This window comes from Flavobacterium sp., from assembly GCF_041911335.1.
Classification (GTDB): domain Bacteria; phylum Bacteroidota; class Bacteroidia; order Flavobacteriales; family Flavobacteriaceae; genus Flavobacterium.
This window is the reverse complement of sequence record NZ_JAYRPD010000035.1, coordinates 96,362-112,330: the sequence shown is the minus strand read 5'-3', so window position 1 is coordinate 112,330 and position 15,969 is coordinate 96,362. Positions and strand designations below refer to the sequence as shown.

Here is a 15,969-nt window from a genome sequence, read left to right as displayed (position 1 = left end):
TTAGGCCCTTTCTGTTTAGAAACCAATTCACAAGAATAATGCTTCTTTAAAACTAATTCTACGCATTCTAACTTAAATGCATAATCATACTTGACTTTTCTTTCCATAAAAATACCCCCAAATAGTGTCTAACTTTTTGGGTGCAGTCTAATTTGGGAGGTTTTTTTATTTTTGAAACATGAAACCAATAATTAAAACATTCTCAACAACAAAATTCATTGGAATGAATAGTCAATTTTCTTATTCAGATTATCGAATAGGGGAATTGTGGGGAAAATTTATGCCTAGAAGAAATGAAATTCGAAATGCGATAGGCAAAGATTTATTCAACATTCAAATCAACCCTGAAAATTTCGATTTCAACCCTCAAACTGAATTTGTAAAATGGGCTGTTGTTCCTGTGTCAGATTTTAATTTTATTCCCGAAGGAATGCAGTCTTTAATTGTTGAGGAAGGTTTGTATGCTGTTTTCAATCATATTGGAGATGCTTCAAAAGCAAGAGAAACGTTTGGTTATATTTTTGGAGTTTGGCTGCCAAATTCCGAATATGAATTAGATAATCGTCCTCAATTTGAAATTTTAGGAGAAAAATATAAAAATAATACTCCTGACTCTGAAGAGGAAATTTGGATTCCAATTAAGAAAAGAATTTAATATTCTCCATCCACATAAAACCATTTTCCATTTTCTAATTTAAAAGTCGAATGTTCGTAATGGACTTGTGCTTTTAAATTTTCATCTAAATAATACGCTTTGAAAGTTACCGTAGTTTCAGTTGAAGCCAAAACTTCTAGTTTTAACCATTTGTTGGCTTGACTCCAATCTAAAATGTCTTTTTTATTATGAAGTCTGCGTTTTGAAATATGAGTAGTGTTTACTAAATAATCAGCGGCACCTGTTGCAAAAGCACTGTAACGAGAACGCATTAATTTTTTGGCAGTTGGAGCATTTGTAATTCCTTTAATATAAGGTTCGCAACAATCTTGAAAAGGAATGGAATTTCCGCAATAACAATTCGACATAAATTATTGTTTAGATTCGTTAAATTTTCTAGTAATCTCTTTCAATTTTTCGGTACGAGCATTCTTTTTTGCTTTTTCTTTAGCTTGCTCTTTGTGCAATTTATCGTTGTGTGCTTTAATATTTTTTGGATTATTTCTTCCCATTTTACAAGCTTTTTTGAAGTTTCAAAGATAAGAAAATAAAGTGTGATAAATTTTTGGCACAACAATTGGTTATATCTATATAGGAAAACATTTAAAAAATTAAAGAATATGAAGAAAATTACTTTATTGATAGCTTTTATCGGGATGATAACACTACAAAGTTGTACAGTTAACGAAGTTCAAGATAATGTTGATAACGATACTATAAGCGAGGTTTTTGAATTCACAAATGTTGATTTAACATCTGGAAACGGATATTCAGCATTATTAACCTTTCCTCATGCTACTTATACATCTGATATGGTTTTGGTTTATCGTTTGGTAGGTTATGGTGCTGATGGAGATGTTTGGAAATTATTACCAGAAACCTATTATTTTAACGATGGAACTCTAGATTTTGGATATAGAAATGATTTTACTCGATATGATGCACAAGTAAGTTTATTTGGATATGATTTACCTGGATTACCCAATGGGAATAGATTAGATCAAGTGTTCAGAGTAGTAGTCATTCCAGCCTATGAGAATAACAAATCATCTTCTGGTAAATTTGACTTTGAAGATTATAATTCAGTAAAAGAACATTTTAATTTAGATTCTGCTAAAGTGACTAAAATTAAAATGTAAATAAACTAAAAAGAGCTATCCAATCCGATAGCTCTTTTTTTATACCGATATTTTATCCAACTTTAAATAACCAATATGTTTTTCATCTTCTGAAATTACATTGGTTTTTGTTATTTTCAAACAATATTGCGATTTGAATTTATCTGATAGAATTTCTTCTATATTGTGAATATCATCAACATCAACTCCATATTTATCATCAATATGTGATTCGGCACCTTTAAAACCACAATGTTTATAAAAAGTAGTTTGCTTTGCTTTCTTGATTGCTTCGACTTTTGTTTTAGCAACGACTAATACTTTATAATGGTATTCTTCAAATTCTCCTTCTTTGTAACCTCCTAGGTTCAAAAAGAATAATTGTTCTTCTTGTTCTAATTTTTCCTCTTTTGAAACTATTTCTATAGTAAATCCATCAACAATAGTTACTTTTTGCCAAGCATCAATATGAATTCTGCCTTTTGCTTCTTGCCAAAATTCTTTCATATCAGGAACCAATTCTTTTAAGCTACTTCCAATACCAAAAAAGATATCGTGTTGTTCGGTATAGCGTCCTTTTGGAGTGCATCCCAACATTATCATGTATAAATTTGATGTTTTCATAATGTAAAAGTAATAAAAAATATTTTTACCCCTAAAAAAATAGGGGTATTTGAAAAAATATTTAAAAAATTTATATATTTGCATAACTTTTCAAGGGTATAACTTTAAACACACACAACTTATGTCAACATTACGTTTTCAAGCTTTAAGAAAAGCAACCGACAGAAAACCAGTTCACGTAGAAGAATTGGACAGAAAATCAGCTATTTTTGGTAGTAATGTTTTTGGAGATAAAGCGATGCGACAGTTTTTAACACCAGAGGCTTACAAAGCTGTTAAAGCTGCTGCTGAAGGAGTAAAAATCGACCGAAAAATTGCCGATTATATTGCATTGGGAATGAAAGAGTGGGCATTATCTAAAGGAGTAACTCATTATACGCACTGGTTCCAACCTTTAACCGGAACCACTGCGGAAAAGCACGATGCTTTCTTTGAAACATTTCCTGATGGAAGTGATCCAGTAGAAAAATTCGGTGGAAGTCAATTGGTACAACAAGAACCAGATGCGTCTTCTTTTCCAAATGGAGGAATTCGTAATACATTTGAAGCTAGAGGATATACCGCTTGGGATCCAACATCACCAGCATTTATCTTTGGAACTACATTGTGTATCCCAACAGTTTTCGTTTCGTACACAGGAGAAGCGTTAGATAACAAAACACCTTTATTAAGAGCGTTGCATGCTATCGATTCAGCTGCGATTGACGTTGCAAGATATTTCGATAAAAATGTAAAAAGAGTAACACCGACTTTAGGTTGGGAACAAGAATATTTCTTGGTAGACAGTGCTTTAGCTGCATCAAGACCTGACTTATTAGCTACAGGAAGAACGTTATTAGGACATACTGCAGCAAAAGGACAACAATTAGACGACCACTATTTTGGTTCGATTCCTACTCGAGTTTTAACGTATATGCGTGATTTAGAAAACGAATGTATGTTATTAGGAATTCCGGTTAAAACACGTCATAACGAGGTAGCTCCTAACCAATTTGAGTTAGCACCAATCTTCGAAGAAACGAATTTAGCGGTTGACCACAACTCATTATTAATGGATGTAATGCAAAAAGTGGCTGAACGTCACGATTTTAAGGTATTATTCCACGAAAAGCCATTCAAAGGAGTTAATGGTTCTGGTAAACATAATAACTGGTCATTAGCAACAGATACTGGAATTAACTTATTATCTCCAGGAAAAACGCCAATGAGCAACTTACAATTCTTGACTTTCTTTATAAATACGATTAAAGCGGTTCATGATTATGAAGAATTGTTAAGAGCGTCAATTGCTTCGGCAAGTAACGACCACCGTTTAGGAGCTAACGAAGCGCCACCAGCAATTATTTCGGTTTTCATCGGACAACAATTGACTAAAGTGTTAGCGGAATTAGAAGGTGTTTCTCAAGGGAAATTATCTCCAGAAGAAAAAACAGATTTAAAATTAAACGTAGTAGGTAAATTACCAGACGTTTTATTAGACAATACCGATAGAAATAGAACTTCTCCATTTGCTTTTACAGGAAATAAATTTGAGTTCAGAGCAGTTGGTTCTTCTGCAAACTGTGCAGTTTCTATGACGACTTTAAATACAATCGTTGCAAAACAATTAAAAGATTTCAAAATTGAAGTGGATGCTTTAATTGAGAAAAAAGATTTAAAGAAAGACGAAGCGATTTTTAATGTTTTAAGAGAATATATCAAGCAAACGAAAACTATCCTTTTTGAAGGCGATGGTTATAGCGAAGCTTGGGAAAAAGAAGCTAAAAAACGCGGATTGAGTAATCATAAAACTACACCACAAGCATTAAAAGCTAAAGTTTCTAAAAAAGTTGTTGAGTTGTTTGGTGAAATGGGGGTTATGAATCATGTTGAGGTAGAATCACGCTACGAAATTGAATTGGAAGAATACGTGAAAAAAATCCAAATCGAAGGGCGTGTTTTAGGAGATATTGCTCGCAATCATGTGGTTCCAACTGCGATTAAATACCAAAATGTGTTAATAGAAAACGTAAAAGGTTTAAAAGAAATTTTCGGAAAAGATTTTGAGAAAATCGCTAAAGAGCAAATTTCGTTAATCAAAGAAATTTCAGAACATATCGAAGGCATTAATACGAAAGTAGAAAAAATGACTGAAGAACGTAAAAAAGCAAACGCCTTAACAAGTACAGAAAAAATGGCAGACGCGTATTGCGATAAAGTAAAACCATACTTCGAAGAAATTCGTTACCACGCTGACAAATTAGAATTGTTAGTAGACGACGAACTTTGGACACTAACAAAATACAGAGAATTGTTATTTACGAAGTAATTGAAATAGAAATCCCAATCGAAAGATTGGGATTTTTTTGTTTGCAACTTGATAATAATAATTTACCCCTAAATTAACTAACCAAGTGCTTAAATTTATTTGCAATGATTTGTTTGATACATTGCAAAGATTGTTAGTGACATACTTTAACCCCTTAAATTACCACTAACATTTCAAAACTTAAGTAAGGAATGCAGTTTTGAAAGCATTAAAATTTAGATAGGTCAAAATTAATAGGTTTTATTGGAGTGTTTGCTGTAGTTTTTCTGCATATTTTTACTAAAATGCATTTTTTTGCTACTTTTTTGTAAAAAAAGTCTAGCAAAAGCTAGACTAGTAAAATATTTAAATGGTAATATTAAATTTTGCTAATTGCAGTCTCGTATTTAGCATTTACAACAGTCCAATCGATTACATTGAAAATAGCGGTTAAATATTCATTGCGTTTATTTTGGTAGTTTAAGTAGTATGCGTGTTCCCAAACATCAATAGCTAAGATAGGTGTTCCCCTTACTTCGGCATTTGGCATTAAAGGATTGTCTTGGTTGGCAGTGCTAGTAACGGCTAATTTTCCATCACGAGTAACTACTAACCATGCCCAGCCACTTCCAAATTGTCCTGCAGCGGCATCTGTGAGTTGTTTTTGTAAGTTGTCAAACGAGCCTAATTCTGCAGTAATGGCTTCCGCTAAAGCACCTTTTGGAGTACCGCCGCCTTTTGGATTTAATATCTCAAAAAACAAATTGTGGTTATAGTAGCCACCAGCGTTATTTCGGATTTCTTTATTGTTAACGTCTAAGTTTTTTAGAATATCTTCAACGGTTTTTAATTCTAAATCGGTTCCAATTACGGCTTTGTTTAGTTTGTTTGCGTAACCTAAATGATGTTTTGAATAGTGGATTTCCATTGTACGACCATCTATGTGAGGTTGTAAGTCATCGTAGGCATATTTTAATCCGCGCATTTGAAAGATTCCACCTTCTGTGACTTTTACATCAGCTGGATTTCCTAAAGCTGAAATTTTAGTTTCTACTTCTGGGTCAGGAATTTTAACTTCTTCAAGTTCGTTTTCTTTTCTACAGCTCGTCATCATAAATGATATACAAGCCAAAATCAATAGTGACTTTTTCATTTGTAATGCGGATTATAAATTACGTTCTTTCAGTAATTGATTGATGATATTGATGTATTCTGCTTTGGCATCATCTGGTTTCAGATGTTTCACTTGCATCCAAGCATTTAACTTGAAAGCATTTCTTAAATCTTGTGGATTTTGAAACAATAAAGGATTGGAAGTTTCGGATGTAGCTTGTTTATACAAACCATACAGTACTAGTTGCATATCCTGGGGCACTGATTCTTGTGGAATTAATTGTGCGTTAGCAAATGCTTCGTCAAATAAAGTATTGATATCCTTTTCGCTCATTCTTTATGCTTTTTTACTAATAACGGTTTTGTTTCCGATAGCTTTATCGCCTAGTTTTACGTTGATTTCAGTTCCTAATGGTAAGTAAATATCAACTCTTGAACCAAATTTGATGAAACCTGCATCTTTACCTTGAACTACACGCATACCTTCTTGAGCGTAATTTACAATACGTCTTGCTAAAGCACCGGCAATTTGGCGGTATAAAATTTCACCATAAACTCTATTATTAATAACAACAGTAGTTCTTTCGTTTTCTTCACTTGCTTTTGGATGCCAAGCTACTAAATATTTTCCTGGATGATATTTGCTGTATTTAACGATTCCGTTTACACAGTAACGTGTAACATGCACGTTAATAGGTGACATAAAGATAGAAACCATTAAACGTTTGTCTTTGAAATATTCAGGTTCAAATACTTCTTCAATAACTACCACTTTTCCATCTACTGGAGCCAAAATGTGATTGTCACTATTATCAGCAACACGTGTAGGGTTTCTGAAGAATTGTAAAACTAAAACTAAAATTACTAATGCAAATAAGTATAAAAGTGTTCGTAACCAATTTATATCAACAAATGCATCGGTTAAGAAAATAATAGCAACTACTATAAGCAGTGTAATGAAAATGATTTTAGCGCCTTCTTTATGAAACATAGTATAAAATTAAATAAAATAAATTAATAAATGGAATTACAAATATAATACTATCTAGTCGATCTAGAATACCTCCGTGACCGGGCATTATATTTCCAGTGTCTTTTATGCCGGCAACACGTTTTAATTTCGATTCAATTAAATCACCTAACGTACTGAAAATACTAACAATTGCTGCAATTACAATCCAAATGTATAACGTAGAAGCCATGATGTAATAATTAGCCAACAAAGCACCGCCAATAATTGTAAACAATAATCCGCCAGCAAAACCTTCAATTGTTTTTTTAGGAGAAACACTTGGGAAAAGTTTATTCTTTCCTATGTTTTTTCCAACTAAATAGGCAAAAGTATCGTTGGTCCAAATTAAAACAATGATAGAAATTAATATTTTAGGATTATAACCTTTAACTCCCATTGCCACATAATTTGCTAAGATGAATGGAAGAATTACATAACCAAACAACAAGAAATATCTTGTGTAAATTTTAAAATTAGATTTATTTGCATTGAATAAATACAATAATAATTTTATAGAAGTTATAATCGAAATGGCAGTTAAAGTGGTGTTTATGTTTAAATCGAAATTCTTATTCCATAAGTAATAATAAGAACCAGCAGCAATTGGAATACTTATATAGAAATTTAATCCACACATTTTACAGAATTCGTAAACTCCAAAGACTAAAAATGCGCCAAAAAGAATTGCTAAACCCTCTCTAGAATAAGAAATGCAGCCTAACAGTAATACAACATAAACGGCTCCAGATAATGCTCTTTTTAGCGTTTCATTCATTATTATAAATCTTCTAAAAGAAGTAGATAAAGATTTTTATGGCAACTTCCATAGTGAAGAAAATCCTGTTCTTTTACTTCTTCAAAATATTTTATAGCAGTAATATTGGAAGGATAATTTTTTTCGTGTGTGCTTTTAATTCGTCTCATCCCATCACTTTTGCTATTTACTATTTGACTAGTTGTAGCAAAAACAATCATGTTGGTAGGCAACTCATTTGGTTTAAAATGTTTTAACTGATTTGAAGAGAATAGAATTGAGCCTTCATCAGCAATTAAATTTTCACAAGAAGAAAGAAAAAACACAGGAGTTGATGAATTATCGTAAGTTAATTTATTGTCGTTTAGTAAATAAAGTAATCGGTTGTCAAAACATTGTGTGTTACATTCAAACCAATCATTCTCTGCTAAAATGTTTTCAAAATTCTCTGCAATCTCATCTAAATTCTCACAATAAATAAATTTACCTCCATTTTCTTTGAAATTGAAAGTAAATTGTTCGTCAATTGGTAAAGTAGTATCAGGAGTATAAGGACTTTTGACTTCTTGTTTCTTGTCATTGTCTTCTTCGTCTGATGATGAACCAAAAAATTTTCTAAAAAGACTCATGTATCTTTAGTAGGTTTTTTAACTGTGAAAATCAAAGATAAAAAAAATCTTAGTTCTACACATAAAGAACTAAGATTTTTATTAATATTATTTTGTTGATAAGTTGCTTATTCTGATACAGTATTTTCGGTTGTTTTTTCAGGGGTTGCAACAGTTTCTTTTTCAAAAGGTCTTTTTCCAAAAATGTTTTCTAAATCATCTTTAAAAATTACTTCTTTTTCAATCAGAATATCAGCTAATTGGACTAATTTTTCTTTATTGGTTTCCAAAAGATGAATAGCTCTATCATACTGTTCTTCAATTAATTTCGAAATTTCAGTATCGATAACTTTAGCAGTTTCTTCAGAATATGGTTTCGAAAAATTATAGTCAGATTGTCCTGTTGAATCGTAATACGTGATGTTTCCAAGCTTATCATTCAATCCATAAATCGTTACCATGGCTCTCGCTTGACGCGTAACTTTCTCTAAATCGCTCAACGCTCCAGTTGAAATTTTATTGAAAATTACTTTTTCAGCAGCACGACCTCCCATGGTAGCACACATCTCATCTAGCATTTGTTCTGGTCTTACGATTAAACGTTCTTCAGGTAAATACCAAGCGGCACCTAAACTTTGTCCACGAGGAACAATCGTAACTTTTACTAATGGAGCAGCGTGTTCTAACATCCAACTTACGGTTGCGTGGCCTGCTTCATGTATTGCAATAGCACGTTTTTCCTCTGGAGTAACGATTTTATTTTTCTTTTCTAAACCACCAACGATTCTGTCAACAGCATCAAGGAAATCTTGTTTGTCTACCGCTTTTTTGTCTTTACGAGCTGCAATTAAAGCCGCCTCGTTACAAACATTAGCAATATCTGCACCCGAGAATCCAGGAGTTTGTTTTGCTAAGAATTCGGTATCTAATTCCTCTGATTTTTTCAAAGGTTTTAAATGCACTTCAAAGATTTCTTTACGTTCTCTAATGTCTGGTAAGTCTACATAAATTTGTCTGTCAAAACGACCAGCACGCAATAACGCTTTGTCTAAAACATCCGCACGGTTTGTGGCAGCTAGTACAATTACATTTGAATTGGTTCCAAAACCATCCATTTCAGTTAATAACTGATTCAATGTGTTTTCTCTTTCGTCGTTAGCGCCTGTCATGTTATTTTTACCACGAGCTCTACCCACAGCGTCAATTTCATCAATGAAAATGATAGAAGGCGATTTTTCCTTCGCTTGTTTGAATAAATCTCGAACACGAGAAGCTCCAACTCCCACAAACATTTCCACAAAATCAGAACCTGACAATGAAAAGAAAGGTACTTTAGCTTCACCTGCAACAGCTTTAGCTAACAAGGTTTTTCCGGTTCCTGGAGGTCCTACTAACAATGCGCCTTTTGGAATTTTTCCTCCAATAGAAGTATATTTTTCAGGATTTTTCAAGAATTCAACAATTTCTTGAATTTCTTCTTTTGCTCCTTCTAGTCCAGCAACGTTTTCAAAAGTTACACGAGTATCGTTTTTTTCGTCAAATAATTTCGCTTTCGATTTTCCAATACTAAAAATTTGACCTCCGCCACCACCAGAACCACCAGACATTCTTCGCATCATGAAAATCCATAATCCAACTAAGATTAAAATGGGTAGAAGCATGGAGATAAGTTCACCCCAAATACTTTCTGGCTCTTTTTCATATTCTGAAAGTTTGCCTTCATTTGATGCTTTTTGTAAGTTTTCTTGAAAGGTTTTTAAATCTCCAATTTCAAAGAAATAGTGAGGTCCTTTGGTGTTTAGTTTCCCTAAAACGTCATTTTTAACCTTGTCATGAGCCTTATCTGTTAAAGCAGTTTTCTTTAGAAAGACTGTTGCTTTTGTATTGGTAAACACTACTTTTTCTACCTGACTTTTATCTAAAAATTGGTAGAATTTTGACAATGTAGTTGGCGCAGGATTACTTAAATCTAATCCTTTAGTAAATAAACTTATCGTAAAAAAAATCGTCAGGACAAGTACAATACTCATCCACGGACTAAACTTAAAGCCAGAATTATTATTTTGTGCCATAAAATTTTTAGTAATTAGTATCTATGGTTGTAATTTTAGCATCACCCCATAAACTTTCAATGTTGTAGTATTCTCTAATATGTTTTTGGAACACGTGAACCACAATACTCACATAATCCATAAGTACCCATTCTCCATTTTGCTCTCCTTCAACATGCCATGGTTTTTCTTTTAATTCTTTTGAAACCACCTTTTGAACCGAGCCCACAATTGCATTAACTTGTGTATTTGAATTACCGTTACAGATTACAAAGTAATCACAAACCGTATTTTCTATTTCCCTTAAATCAAGGATATTAATATCATTTCCCTTTACGTCTTCAATTCCTTTGATGATAAGTGCTAATAAATCATCATTATTCGTATTTTTTTTCGTCATGTAATATTTATGATTTTATGCAAAGGTATCATTTTTTGTGATTATTTTTGAACCTTAACATAAGATTAAATTTTGTTATTAAAATATGAGAATAATCAAACTCGATGCCATAGATTCAACCAACCATTTTTTGAAAGCACTTTCTGCTCAAGAAAGTTGCGAAAATTTCACAGTTGTAAGTACTCAATCGCAAACGGAAGGTAAAGGTCAAAGAGGGTCTGGGTGGGTTTCTGAAGTAGGTAAGAATCTAACTTTTAGTGTTTTATATAATCAAAAGACAGGTGAAATTACAAGTTTGTTTACTTTGAATATTATGGTAGCATTGAGTGTTGTTGAAGCACTAAAAACCGTTAGTAATTTAAATTTTGTCATCAAATGGCCAAACGACATTTTGGCAGAAAATAAAAAAATAGGTGGCATTTTAATTGAAAATACATTTAAAAGTTCAAGCGAAGTGCAATCGATAATAGGAATTGGTTTGAATGTAAATCAATCTCAGTTCGAAAATTTACCTCAAGCGTCGTCTTTATTTTTGTTAGAAAATAAATTTTTTGATAGAGAAAAGATGCTAATTTCTATTGTAAATCAGTTGGAATTCAATTTAAAACAATTATCAATTTTAGGTGAAACTCATTTTTGGAACGCCTATCATCAAATTTTGTTTAAGAAAGATGTAGTTTCTGCTTTTGAATCGGTTGATGGAAATCGTTTTGTGGGTAAAATCCAAGAGGTAACACAAGAAGGAAAATTAGCTGTTTTGTTGGAAGATGATTCTGTTCAATTTTTTGATGTCAAAGAGGTGAAAATGTTGTACTAAAATGAGAATGTTATAAATTCCTCAAACCTTTGTTAAACTTCGTTAAAAAGTTTTTGTTTTTAAGTACATTTGTGCCAAATTAAAAAAACGTATTCCTATATATCTCATGGAGAAAAAAATACTATCCCTGTTATCTTCCACGCGCTTAATGGCTGTTTTGTTTATTCTTTTTGCTGTTGCCATGGCGGCTGGAACTTTTATTGAAGATGCTTATAATACTGATACTGCAAGAGTTATTGTTTACAATGCCGTTTGGTTTGAAGTTATTATGGTGTTTTTTATCATTAATTTTTTAGGCAACATCAAACGTTATCAATTGCATAAAAAAGAAAATTGGGCGACTTTAATTTTACACCTTTCTTTTATTCTAATTATTGTTGGAGCCTTTGTTACGCGTTATATTAGTTACGAAGGAATGATGCCAATTAGAGAAGGCGAATCTTCTAATATGATTTATTCGGATAAACCTTATCTAACGGTTCTGGTTGATGGAGATCACGAAGGTCAAATGCGTCGTAAGACTTTTGAAAAAGGCTTGTATTTAGCACCAGAAGTAAAAGAAGACGGCTTTTTGAATGCTTTCGCTAGTAATCATTTTTCAATGGGAGGAGAGTTTAGTGGCATTCCATTTGAAGTAGAACATCAAGAATTCATTATGAACGCTACTGAAACGGTTGTTCCTTCTGAAACCGGACAATTGATGTTGAAAATGGTAGAGTCGAGTGGAGGAACGCGTCACGAACATTACTTAAAAGAAGGCGAAGTTCAAAATTTACATAACGTTCTTTTTGCTTTCAATAAATATACAGAAGGTGCAATCAATATTACTAAAATTGCTGAAGCCTACACGATTAAAACGCCTTTTGAAGGTGATTTTATGCGAATGGCAGATCAGTTAAAAGGTAAAGTTGCAAAAGATTCGGTGCAACCTTTAATGTTACGTTCACTATATAATATTGGTGGAGCACAATTTGTATTTCCAGAACCAGCAATAAAAGGAGAATTGACTTTCAAATCGAATAACGATTTCAAAGACAAACAAACCGATGATGCTTTGAAAGTTAAAATCAAAACGCAAGGAAAAGAAGAAATTCTAACTTTAGTTGGTTCAAGAGGAAAGCAAGGAGTTCCGCAAAGTGTTAAGATTGGTGATTTAGAATTTACACTATTCTTTGGAAGTAAAATTTACAACATACCATTTACAGTGAAATTAGACGATTTTATTGCCGATAAGTATCCAGGAACGGAAAACAGTTATTCGGCATATAAAAGTAAGATTGAAATTGCGGATACAGAATCTGGAAAAACATTTAAAGATAGTATTTTCATGAATCATATTCTAGATTATGGAGGCTATCGTTTCTTCCAAGCTGGTTTTGATCCAGACGAAAAAGGAACTAATCTTTCTGTAAGTCACGATTTCTGGGGAACTTGGATTACTTATATTGGTTACTTCTTATTATATTTTGGTCTGATGGCAATACTATTTACAAAAAGTAGTCGATTTGCAAGTTTGAAAGAAAAATTAGAAAAAGTGAAAACGAAAAAAGCAGGTTTACTAAGTGTATTTTTGATTTTATTCTCGACAATAACTTTTGCACAACAACACAATCATCAACCAAGCAAAGAAGAAATTCTGAAGTTGTTGAAGAAATACGAAGTAACGCCAGAACATGCGAGCGAATTTGGAAAAGTAGTTATTCAAGATAATGGGCGAATGAAGCCTATTAACACGTTTTCATCAGAATTACTTCGTAAAGTATCTAAAAGTGATACTTATGAAGGAATGAATTCCGACCAAGCGTTTTTATCAATGACGCAATATCCTCAATATTGGTATTCGTTGCCAATCATCTATTTAAAAAGAGGAAATGATAGTATTCGTAAGTTAATTGGAGTAGAAAAAGAAGCAAAATATGCACCATTAATTGCCTTTTTTGATGAAACCGGAAATTATAAATTGGCTCAATTTTTAGAATCGGCTTACAAAGAACCAGTTCCAAATCAATTTCAAAAAGATTTTATTGAAGCAGATAAAAAAGTAAACCTTTTATATTCGGCTTTGAGTGGACAAATTTTGAAAGTATTCCCAATTCCAGGTGACAAATCGAACAAATGGGTTTCATATTTAGAAGCAAATGAACCAACGGGAACTGCTTTGGATTCAATTAAAAATGTAATGCCGTTTTATTTGAATGCTTTAGATAAAGCCTCACAAAGTAAAAATTACGAATTGCCAAATAGTCTTTTAAAAGGACTAACTGAATACCAAAAGAAATACGGAAAAGCCGTAATGCTTTCGGAAAGTAAAATCAACTCCGAAATCATGTACAATAAGTATGATATTTTCAAAAGGTTGTACTATATGTATATGTTAGCTGGTGTTTTAATGTTAGCGTTCTGTATTGTTCAAATTTTCAAAAATTCAAAAGCCATTCGAATGATTATCAATGGTTTTCATGGATTAATCGGATTGTTTTTCATCTTGCATTTAGCGGGATTAATTATAAGATGGTACATTTCAGGTCACGCGCCTTGGAGTGATGCTTATGAAAGTATGATTTATGTGGGTTGGGCAACGATGTTCTTTGGATTAGCTTTCGGAAAAGATTCGAAACTTACGGTAGCTTCAACTGCTTTTGTAACTTCAATGATTTTGATGATTGCGCATTGGAATTGGATGGATCCTTCCATCGGAAACTTACAACCGGTTTTAAATTCATATTGGTTAATGATTCACGTTGCAGTAATCGTAGCGAGTTACGGACCATTTACTTTAGCGATGGTTTTAGGTTTAGTTTCGTTATTCTTGATGATTTTCACAAACGAAAAAAACAAAGAAAGAATGAAATTAAGCATCGACGAAATCACATACATTAACGAAATGGCACTAACAGTAGGTTTAGTCATGTTAACCATAGGGAATTTCCTTGGAGGACAATGGGCTAACGAAAGTTGGGGACGATATTGGGGTTGGGACCCAAAAGAAACTTGGGCATTAATTAGTATTATGGTCTATGCATTTGTAATTCACGCAAGATTTGTACCAGCATTAAGAGGAAGATGGATTTATAATGTAATGAGTGTTTTAGCTTTCGCTTCTATTTTAATGACGTATTTTGGAGTGAATTTCCACTTGAGCGGTTTACACAGTTACGCTTCTGGAGAGAAACAAAACGTTACGTATTACTTTGTAATTTTAGCAGTTGTCTTAGTAATATCGGCAATAGCTTACTTCCCGTATAAGAAGTATTATAAAAAATAAGAATTTGGTCGCTAATAAGCGGCCATTTTTTTTAAGAAATGTTTATCAAAAATTGCGTTTTAAAATCCTAAATTTGAAATAAAAAAAGAGATGAAGAAATTAGTAACCTTGTTTTCAGTAGCAGCATTGCTTTTTAGTTGTCAAAATCAGGCACAAAAAAAACAAACAACTACTGTAACAACAACCACAACACCTATGGCAAAAGAAACCATTTATCAGTTTAAAGTAGAAGATTTGAGTGGAGATTCATTCGATTTTTCTACACTAAAAGGAAAAAAAATCTTAGTAGTCAATACCGCTTCTGAATGTGGTTTAACACCGCAATACGAACAATTGCAAGCGATTTACGAAAAATACAAAGACAAAAACTTCGTAATTGTAGGTTTTCCAGCTAATAATTTTGGAGCACAAGAACCAGGAACTAATCAACAAATTGCAACTTTTTGTCAAAAAAATTATGGCGTTTCGTTTCCTATGATGGCTAAAATTTCGGTAAAAGGAGGCGACATGCATCCGGTATACCAATTTTTAACACAAAAAGCCAAAAACGGTTTGGAAGATAGCGAAGTACAATGGAACTTCCAAAAATACCTAATCAATGAAAATGGCGAGTTAGTAAAAGTAGTTTCACCAAGAACGTTGCCAACTGATGCAGAAATCGTAAATTGGATTGAAGGGAAATAGTTTAGTATTCAGTATATAGTGTTCAGTTTGTTCTTTTTTAGAATACTGAACACTTTTTTTTATAATATCTTTTGAACAAAAACAGAATGCAACCATCGGTTAAATTTAAAGCCGGATTCTTTAATAAAACCAACTTCTTCAAAGCCAAATTTCTTATGAAAATCGATGCTGTTCGTGTTTTCAGAATCAATAACACCAATCATCGTATGAAGGTTTTGTTTTTTTGCTCTTTTAATTAATTCGGTTAATAATAATTTACCGATGCCTTTACCAATACAATTTTTATTCGCATAAACCGAATGTTCTACTGTGAATTTATACGCTTCTCTGAAACGAAATTCACTATAATAGCCGAAGCCTACAACTTCACCATTCATTTCGGCAACAATCACAGGGAAACCTTTCTGAAGTTTTTCTTCAAAAATGGCTTCTTGTGTGGCTAATGTTCGCACGTTGTAATCGTATAAAGCGGTTGAATGCAAAATAGCATCGTTGATGATGTCTAAAATGGCTGGGCAATCTGTTATTTGATAGTCTCTAATTTTTATCTCCATTTGGTAAAGAAATTACGTAGTAAAAGT

General features: G+C 32.6%; 17 protein-coding genes. 6 read left to right on the top strand and 11 right to left on the bottom strand.

Translation table 11 applies throughout. The features are described 5' to 3' along the window. Positions 1–178 precede the first annotated feature (178 nt). On the top strand, positions 179–655 hold the full coding sequence (locus tag ACE3PD_RS05160) for a GyrI-like domain-containing protein (RefSeq protein WP_374400210.1): 477 nt from the start codon (positions 179–181) through the stop codon (positions 653–655). Here ACE3PD_RS05160 and ACE3PD_RS05155 read toward each other — a convergent pair. Continuing rightward, the gene (locus ACE3PD_RS05155; protein WP_374400207.1) at positions 652–1,023 is read right to left on the bottom strand and encodes a YchJ family protein; all 372 of its coding nucleotides are present in this window, start codon (positions 1,021–1,023) and stop codon (positions 652–654) included. The genes ACE3PD_RS05160 and ACE3PD_RS05155 overlap by 4 nt on opposite strands. A gap of 3 nt (positions 1,024–1,026) precedes the next feature. Beyond that, entirely contained in the window at positions 1,027–1,167 is a 141-nt protein-coding gene (locus tag ACE3PD_RS05150) for a hypothetical protein (protein ID WP_374400204.1), read from the bottom strand. A gap of 108 nt (positions 1,168–1,275) precedes the next feature. Between ACE3PD_RS05150 and ACE3PD_RS05145 the strand changes: the two genes are divergently transcribed. Next, positions 1,276–1,794 (top strand): hypothetical protein, encoded by a 519-nt coding sequence (locus tag ACE3PD_RS05145; protein ID WP_374400202.1) that lies wholly within the window; start codon positions 1,276–1,278, stop codon positions 1,792–1,794. Between the two features lie 39 nt (positions 1,795–1,833). Here ACE3PD_RS05145 and ACE3PD_RS05140 read toward each other — a convergent pair whose 3' ends face one another. Continuing rightward, entirely contained in the window at positions 1,834–2,397 is a 564-nt protein-coding gene (locus ACE3PD_RS05140; protein ID WP_374400199.1) for a DUF1543 domain-containing protein, read from the bottom strand. Between the two features lie 121 nt (positions 2,398–2,518). Between ACE3PD_RS05140 and ACE3PD_RS05135 the strand changes: the two genes are divergently transcribed. Beyond that, on the top strand, positions 2,519–4,705 hold the full coding sequence (locus tag ACE3PD_RS05135; RefSeq protein WP_374400197.1) for a glutamine synthetase III: 2,187 nt from the start codon (positions 2,519–2,521) through the stop codon (positions 4,703–4,705). Positions 4,706–5,063: 358 nt separating this feature from the next. Here the strand turns inward: ACE3PD_RS05135 and ACE3PD_RS05130 are convergent, their stop codons facing one another. The 7 genes from ACE3PD_RS05130 to rsfS form a co-directional block, all read right to left on the bottom strand. Beyond that, complete coding sequence (locus ACE3PD_RS05130; protein ID WP_374400195.1) at positions 5,064–5,837, bottom strand: superoxide dismutase; 774 nt, start codon at positions 5,835–5,837, stop codon at positions 5,064–5,066. Between the two features lie 12 nt (positions 5,838–5,849). After that, positions 5,850–6,131: an acyl-CoA-binding protein gene (locus tag ACE3PD_RS05125; protein ID WP_026725088.1), complete on the bottom strand. Its 282-nt coding sequence runs from the start codon at positions 6,129–6,131 to the stop codon at positions 5,850–5,852. A gap of 3 nt (positions 6,132–6,134) precedes the next feature. After that, positions 6,135–6,788, bottom strand: coding sequence for a phosphatidylserine decarboxylase family protein (locus ACE3PD_RS05120; RefSeq protein ID WP_026725087.1), 654 nt, complete (start codon positions 6,786–6,788; stop codon positions 6,135–6,137). Beyond that, on the bottom strand, positions 6,778–7,584 hold the full coding sequence (locus ACE3PD_RS05115; protein ID WP_374400192.1) for a phosphatidate cytidylyltransferase: 807 nt from the start codon (positions 7,582–7,584) through the stop codon (positions 6,778–6,780). Before ACE3PD_RS05115 ends, ACE3PD_RS05120 begins: the two co-directional genes overlap by 11 nt. Positions 7,585–7,586: 2 nt before the next feature. Beyond that, positions 7,587–8,192: an LUD domain-containing protein gene (locus ACE3PD_RS05110; protein WP_374400190.1), complete on the bottom strand. Its 606-nt coding sequence runs from the start codon at positions 8,190–8,192 to the stop codon at positions 7,587–7,589. A 107-nt stretch (positions 8,193–8,299) separates the two neighbouring features. Next, positions 8,300–10,243, bottom strand: coding sequence for an ATP-dependent zinc metalloprotease FtsH (gene ftsH, locus ACE3PD_RS05105; RefSeq protein ID WP_374400187.1), 1,944 nt, complete (start codon positions 10,241–10,243; stop codon positions 8,300–8,302). Between the two features lie 7 nt (positions 10,244–10,250). Continuing rightward, complete coding sequence (gene rsfS / locus ACE3PD_RS05100) at positions 10,251–10,622, bottom strand: ribosome silencing factor (protein ID WP_231843446.1); 372 nt, start codon at positions 10,620–10,622, stop codon at positions 10,251–10,253. Positions 10,623–10,707: 85 nt separating this feature from the next. Here rsfS and ACE3PD_RS05095 point away from each other — a divergent pair, with 85 nt between their 5' ends. From ACE3PD_RS05095 to ACE3PD_RS05085, 3 genes are all read left to right on the top strand, one after another. Next, a complete protein-coding gene (locus tag ACE3PD_RS05095) occupies positions 10,708–11,439 on the top strand; it encodes a biotin--[acetyl-CoA-carboxylase] ligase (protein ID WP_374400184.1) in 732 nt (243 codons plus the stop codon). A 106-nt stretch (positions 11,440–11,545) separates the two neighbouring features. Beyond that, complete coding sequence (gene ccsA, locus ACE3PD_RS05090) at positions 11,546–14,704, top strand: cytochrome c biogenesis protein CcsA (protein ID WP_374400182.1); 3,159 nt, start codon at positions 11,546–11,548, stop codon at positions 14,702–14,704. 90 nt (positions 14,705–14,794) lie between these two features. After that, the gene (locus tag ACE3PD_RS05085; RefSeq protein ID WP_374400180.1) at positions 14,795–15,388 is read left to right on the top strand and encodes a glutathione peroxidase; all 594 of its coding nucleotides are present in this window, start codon (positions 14,795–14,797) and stop codon (positions 15,386–15,388) included. Positions 15,389–15,447: 59 nt separating this feature from the next. Here the strand turns inward: ACE3PD_RS05085 and ACE3PD_RS05080 are convergent, their stop codons facing one another. Further along, entirely contained in the window at positions 15,448–15,942 is a 495-nt protein-coding gene (locus ACE3PD_RS05080; RefSeq protein WP_374400178.1) for an N-acetyltransferase family protein, read from the bottom strand. Between the last annotated feature and the right edge of the window lie 27 nt (positions 15,943–15,969).

Coding starts and splice junctions, on each gene's coding strand:
- ftsH (WP_374400187.1), bottom strand. CDS start 10,243: ATGGCACAAAATAATAATTCTGGCTTTAAGTTTAGTCCGTGGATGAGT.
- ACE3PD_RS05155 (WP_374400207.1), bottom strand. CDS start 1,023: ATGTCGAATTGTTATTGCGGAAATTCCATTCCTTTTCAAGATTGTTGC.
- ACE3PD_RS05140 (WP_374400199.1), bottom strand. CDS start 2,397: ATGAAAACATCAAATTTATACATGATAATGTTGGGATGCACTCCAAAA.
- ACE3PD_RS05135 (WP_374400197.1), top strand. CDS start 2,519: ATGTCAACATTACGTTTTCAAGCTTTAAGAAAAGCAACCGACAGAAAA.
- ACE3PD_RS05145 (WP_374400202.1), top strand. CDS start 1,276: ATGAAGAAAATTACTTTATTGATAGCTTTTATCGGGATGATAACACTA.
- ACE3PD_RS05085 (WP_374400180.1), top strand. CDS start 14,795: ATGAAGAAATTAGTAACCTTGTTTTCAGTAGCAGCATTGCTTTTTAGT.
- ACE3PD_RS05115 (WP_374400192.1), bottom strand. CDS start 7,584: ATGAATGAAACGCTAAAAAGAGCATTATCTGGAGCCGTTTATGTTGTA.
- ACE3PD_RS05095 (WP_374400184.1), top strand. CDS start 10,708: ATGAGAATAATCAAACTCGATGCCATAGATTCAACCAACCATTTTTTG.
- ACE3PD_RS05130 (WP_374400195.1), bottom strand. CDS start 5,837: ATGAAAAAGTCACTATTGATTTTGGCTTGTATATCATTTATGATGACG.
- ACE3PD_RS05110 (WP_374400190.1), bottom strand. CDS start 8,192: ATGAGTCTTTTTAGAAAATTTTTTGGTTCATCATCAGACGAAGAAGAC.
- ccsA (WP_374400182.1), top strand. CDS start 11,546: ATGGAGAAAAAAATACTATCCCTGTTATCTTCCACGCGCTTAATGGCT.
- ACE3PD_RS05080 (WP_374400178.1), bottom strand. CDS start 15,942: ATGGAGATAAAAATTAGAGACTATCAAATAACAGATTGCCCAGCCATT.
- ACE3PD_RS05150 (WP_374400204.1), bottom strand. CDS start 1,167: ATGGGAAGAAATAATCCAAAAAATATTAAAGCACACAACGATAAATTG.
- ACE3PD_RS05125 (WP_026725088.1), bottom strand. CDS start 6,131: ATGAGCGAAAAGGATATCAATACTTTATTTGACGAAGCATTTGCTAAC.
- ACE3PD_RS05120 (WP_026725087.1), bottom strand. CDS start 6,788: ATGTTTCATAAAGAAGGCGCTAAAATCATTTTCATTACACTGCTTATA.
- rsfS (WP_231843446.1), bottom strand. CDS start 10,622: ATGACGAAAAAAAATACGAATAATGATGATTTATTAGCACTTATCATC.
- ACE3PD_RS05160 (WP_374400210.1), top strand. CDS start 179: ATGAAACCAATAATTAAAACATTCTCAACAACAAAATTCATTGGAATG.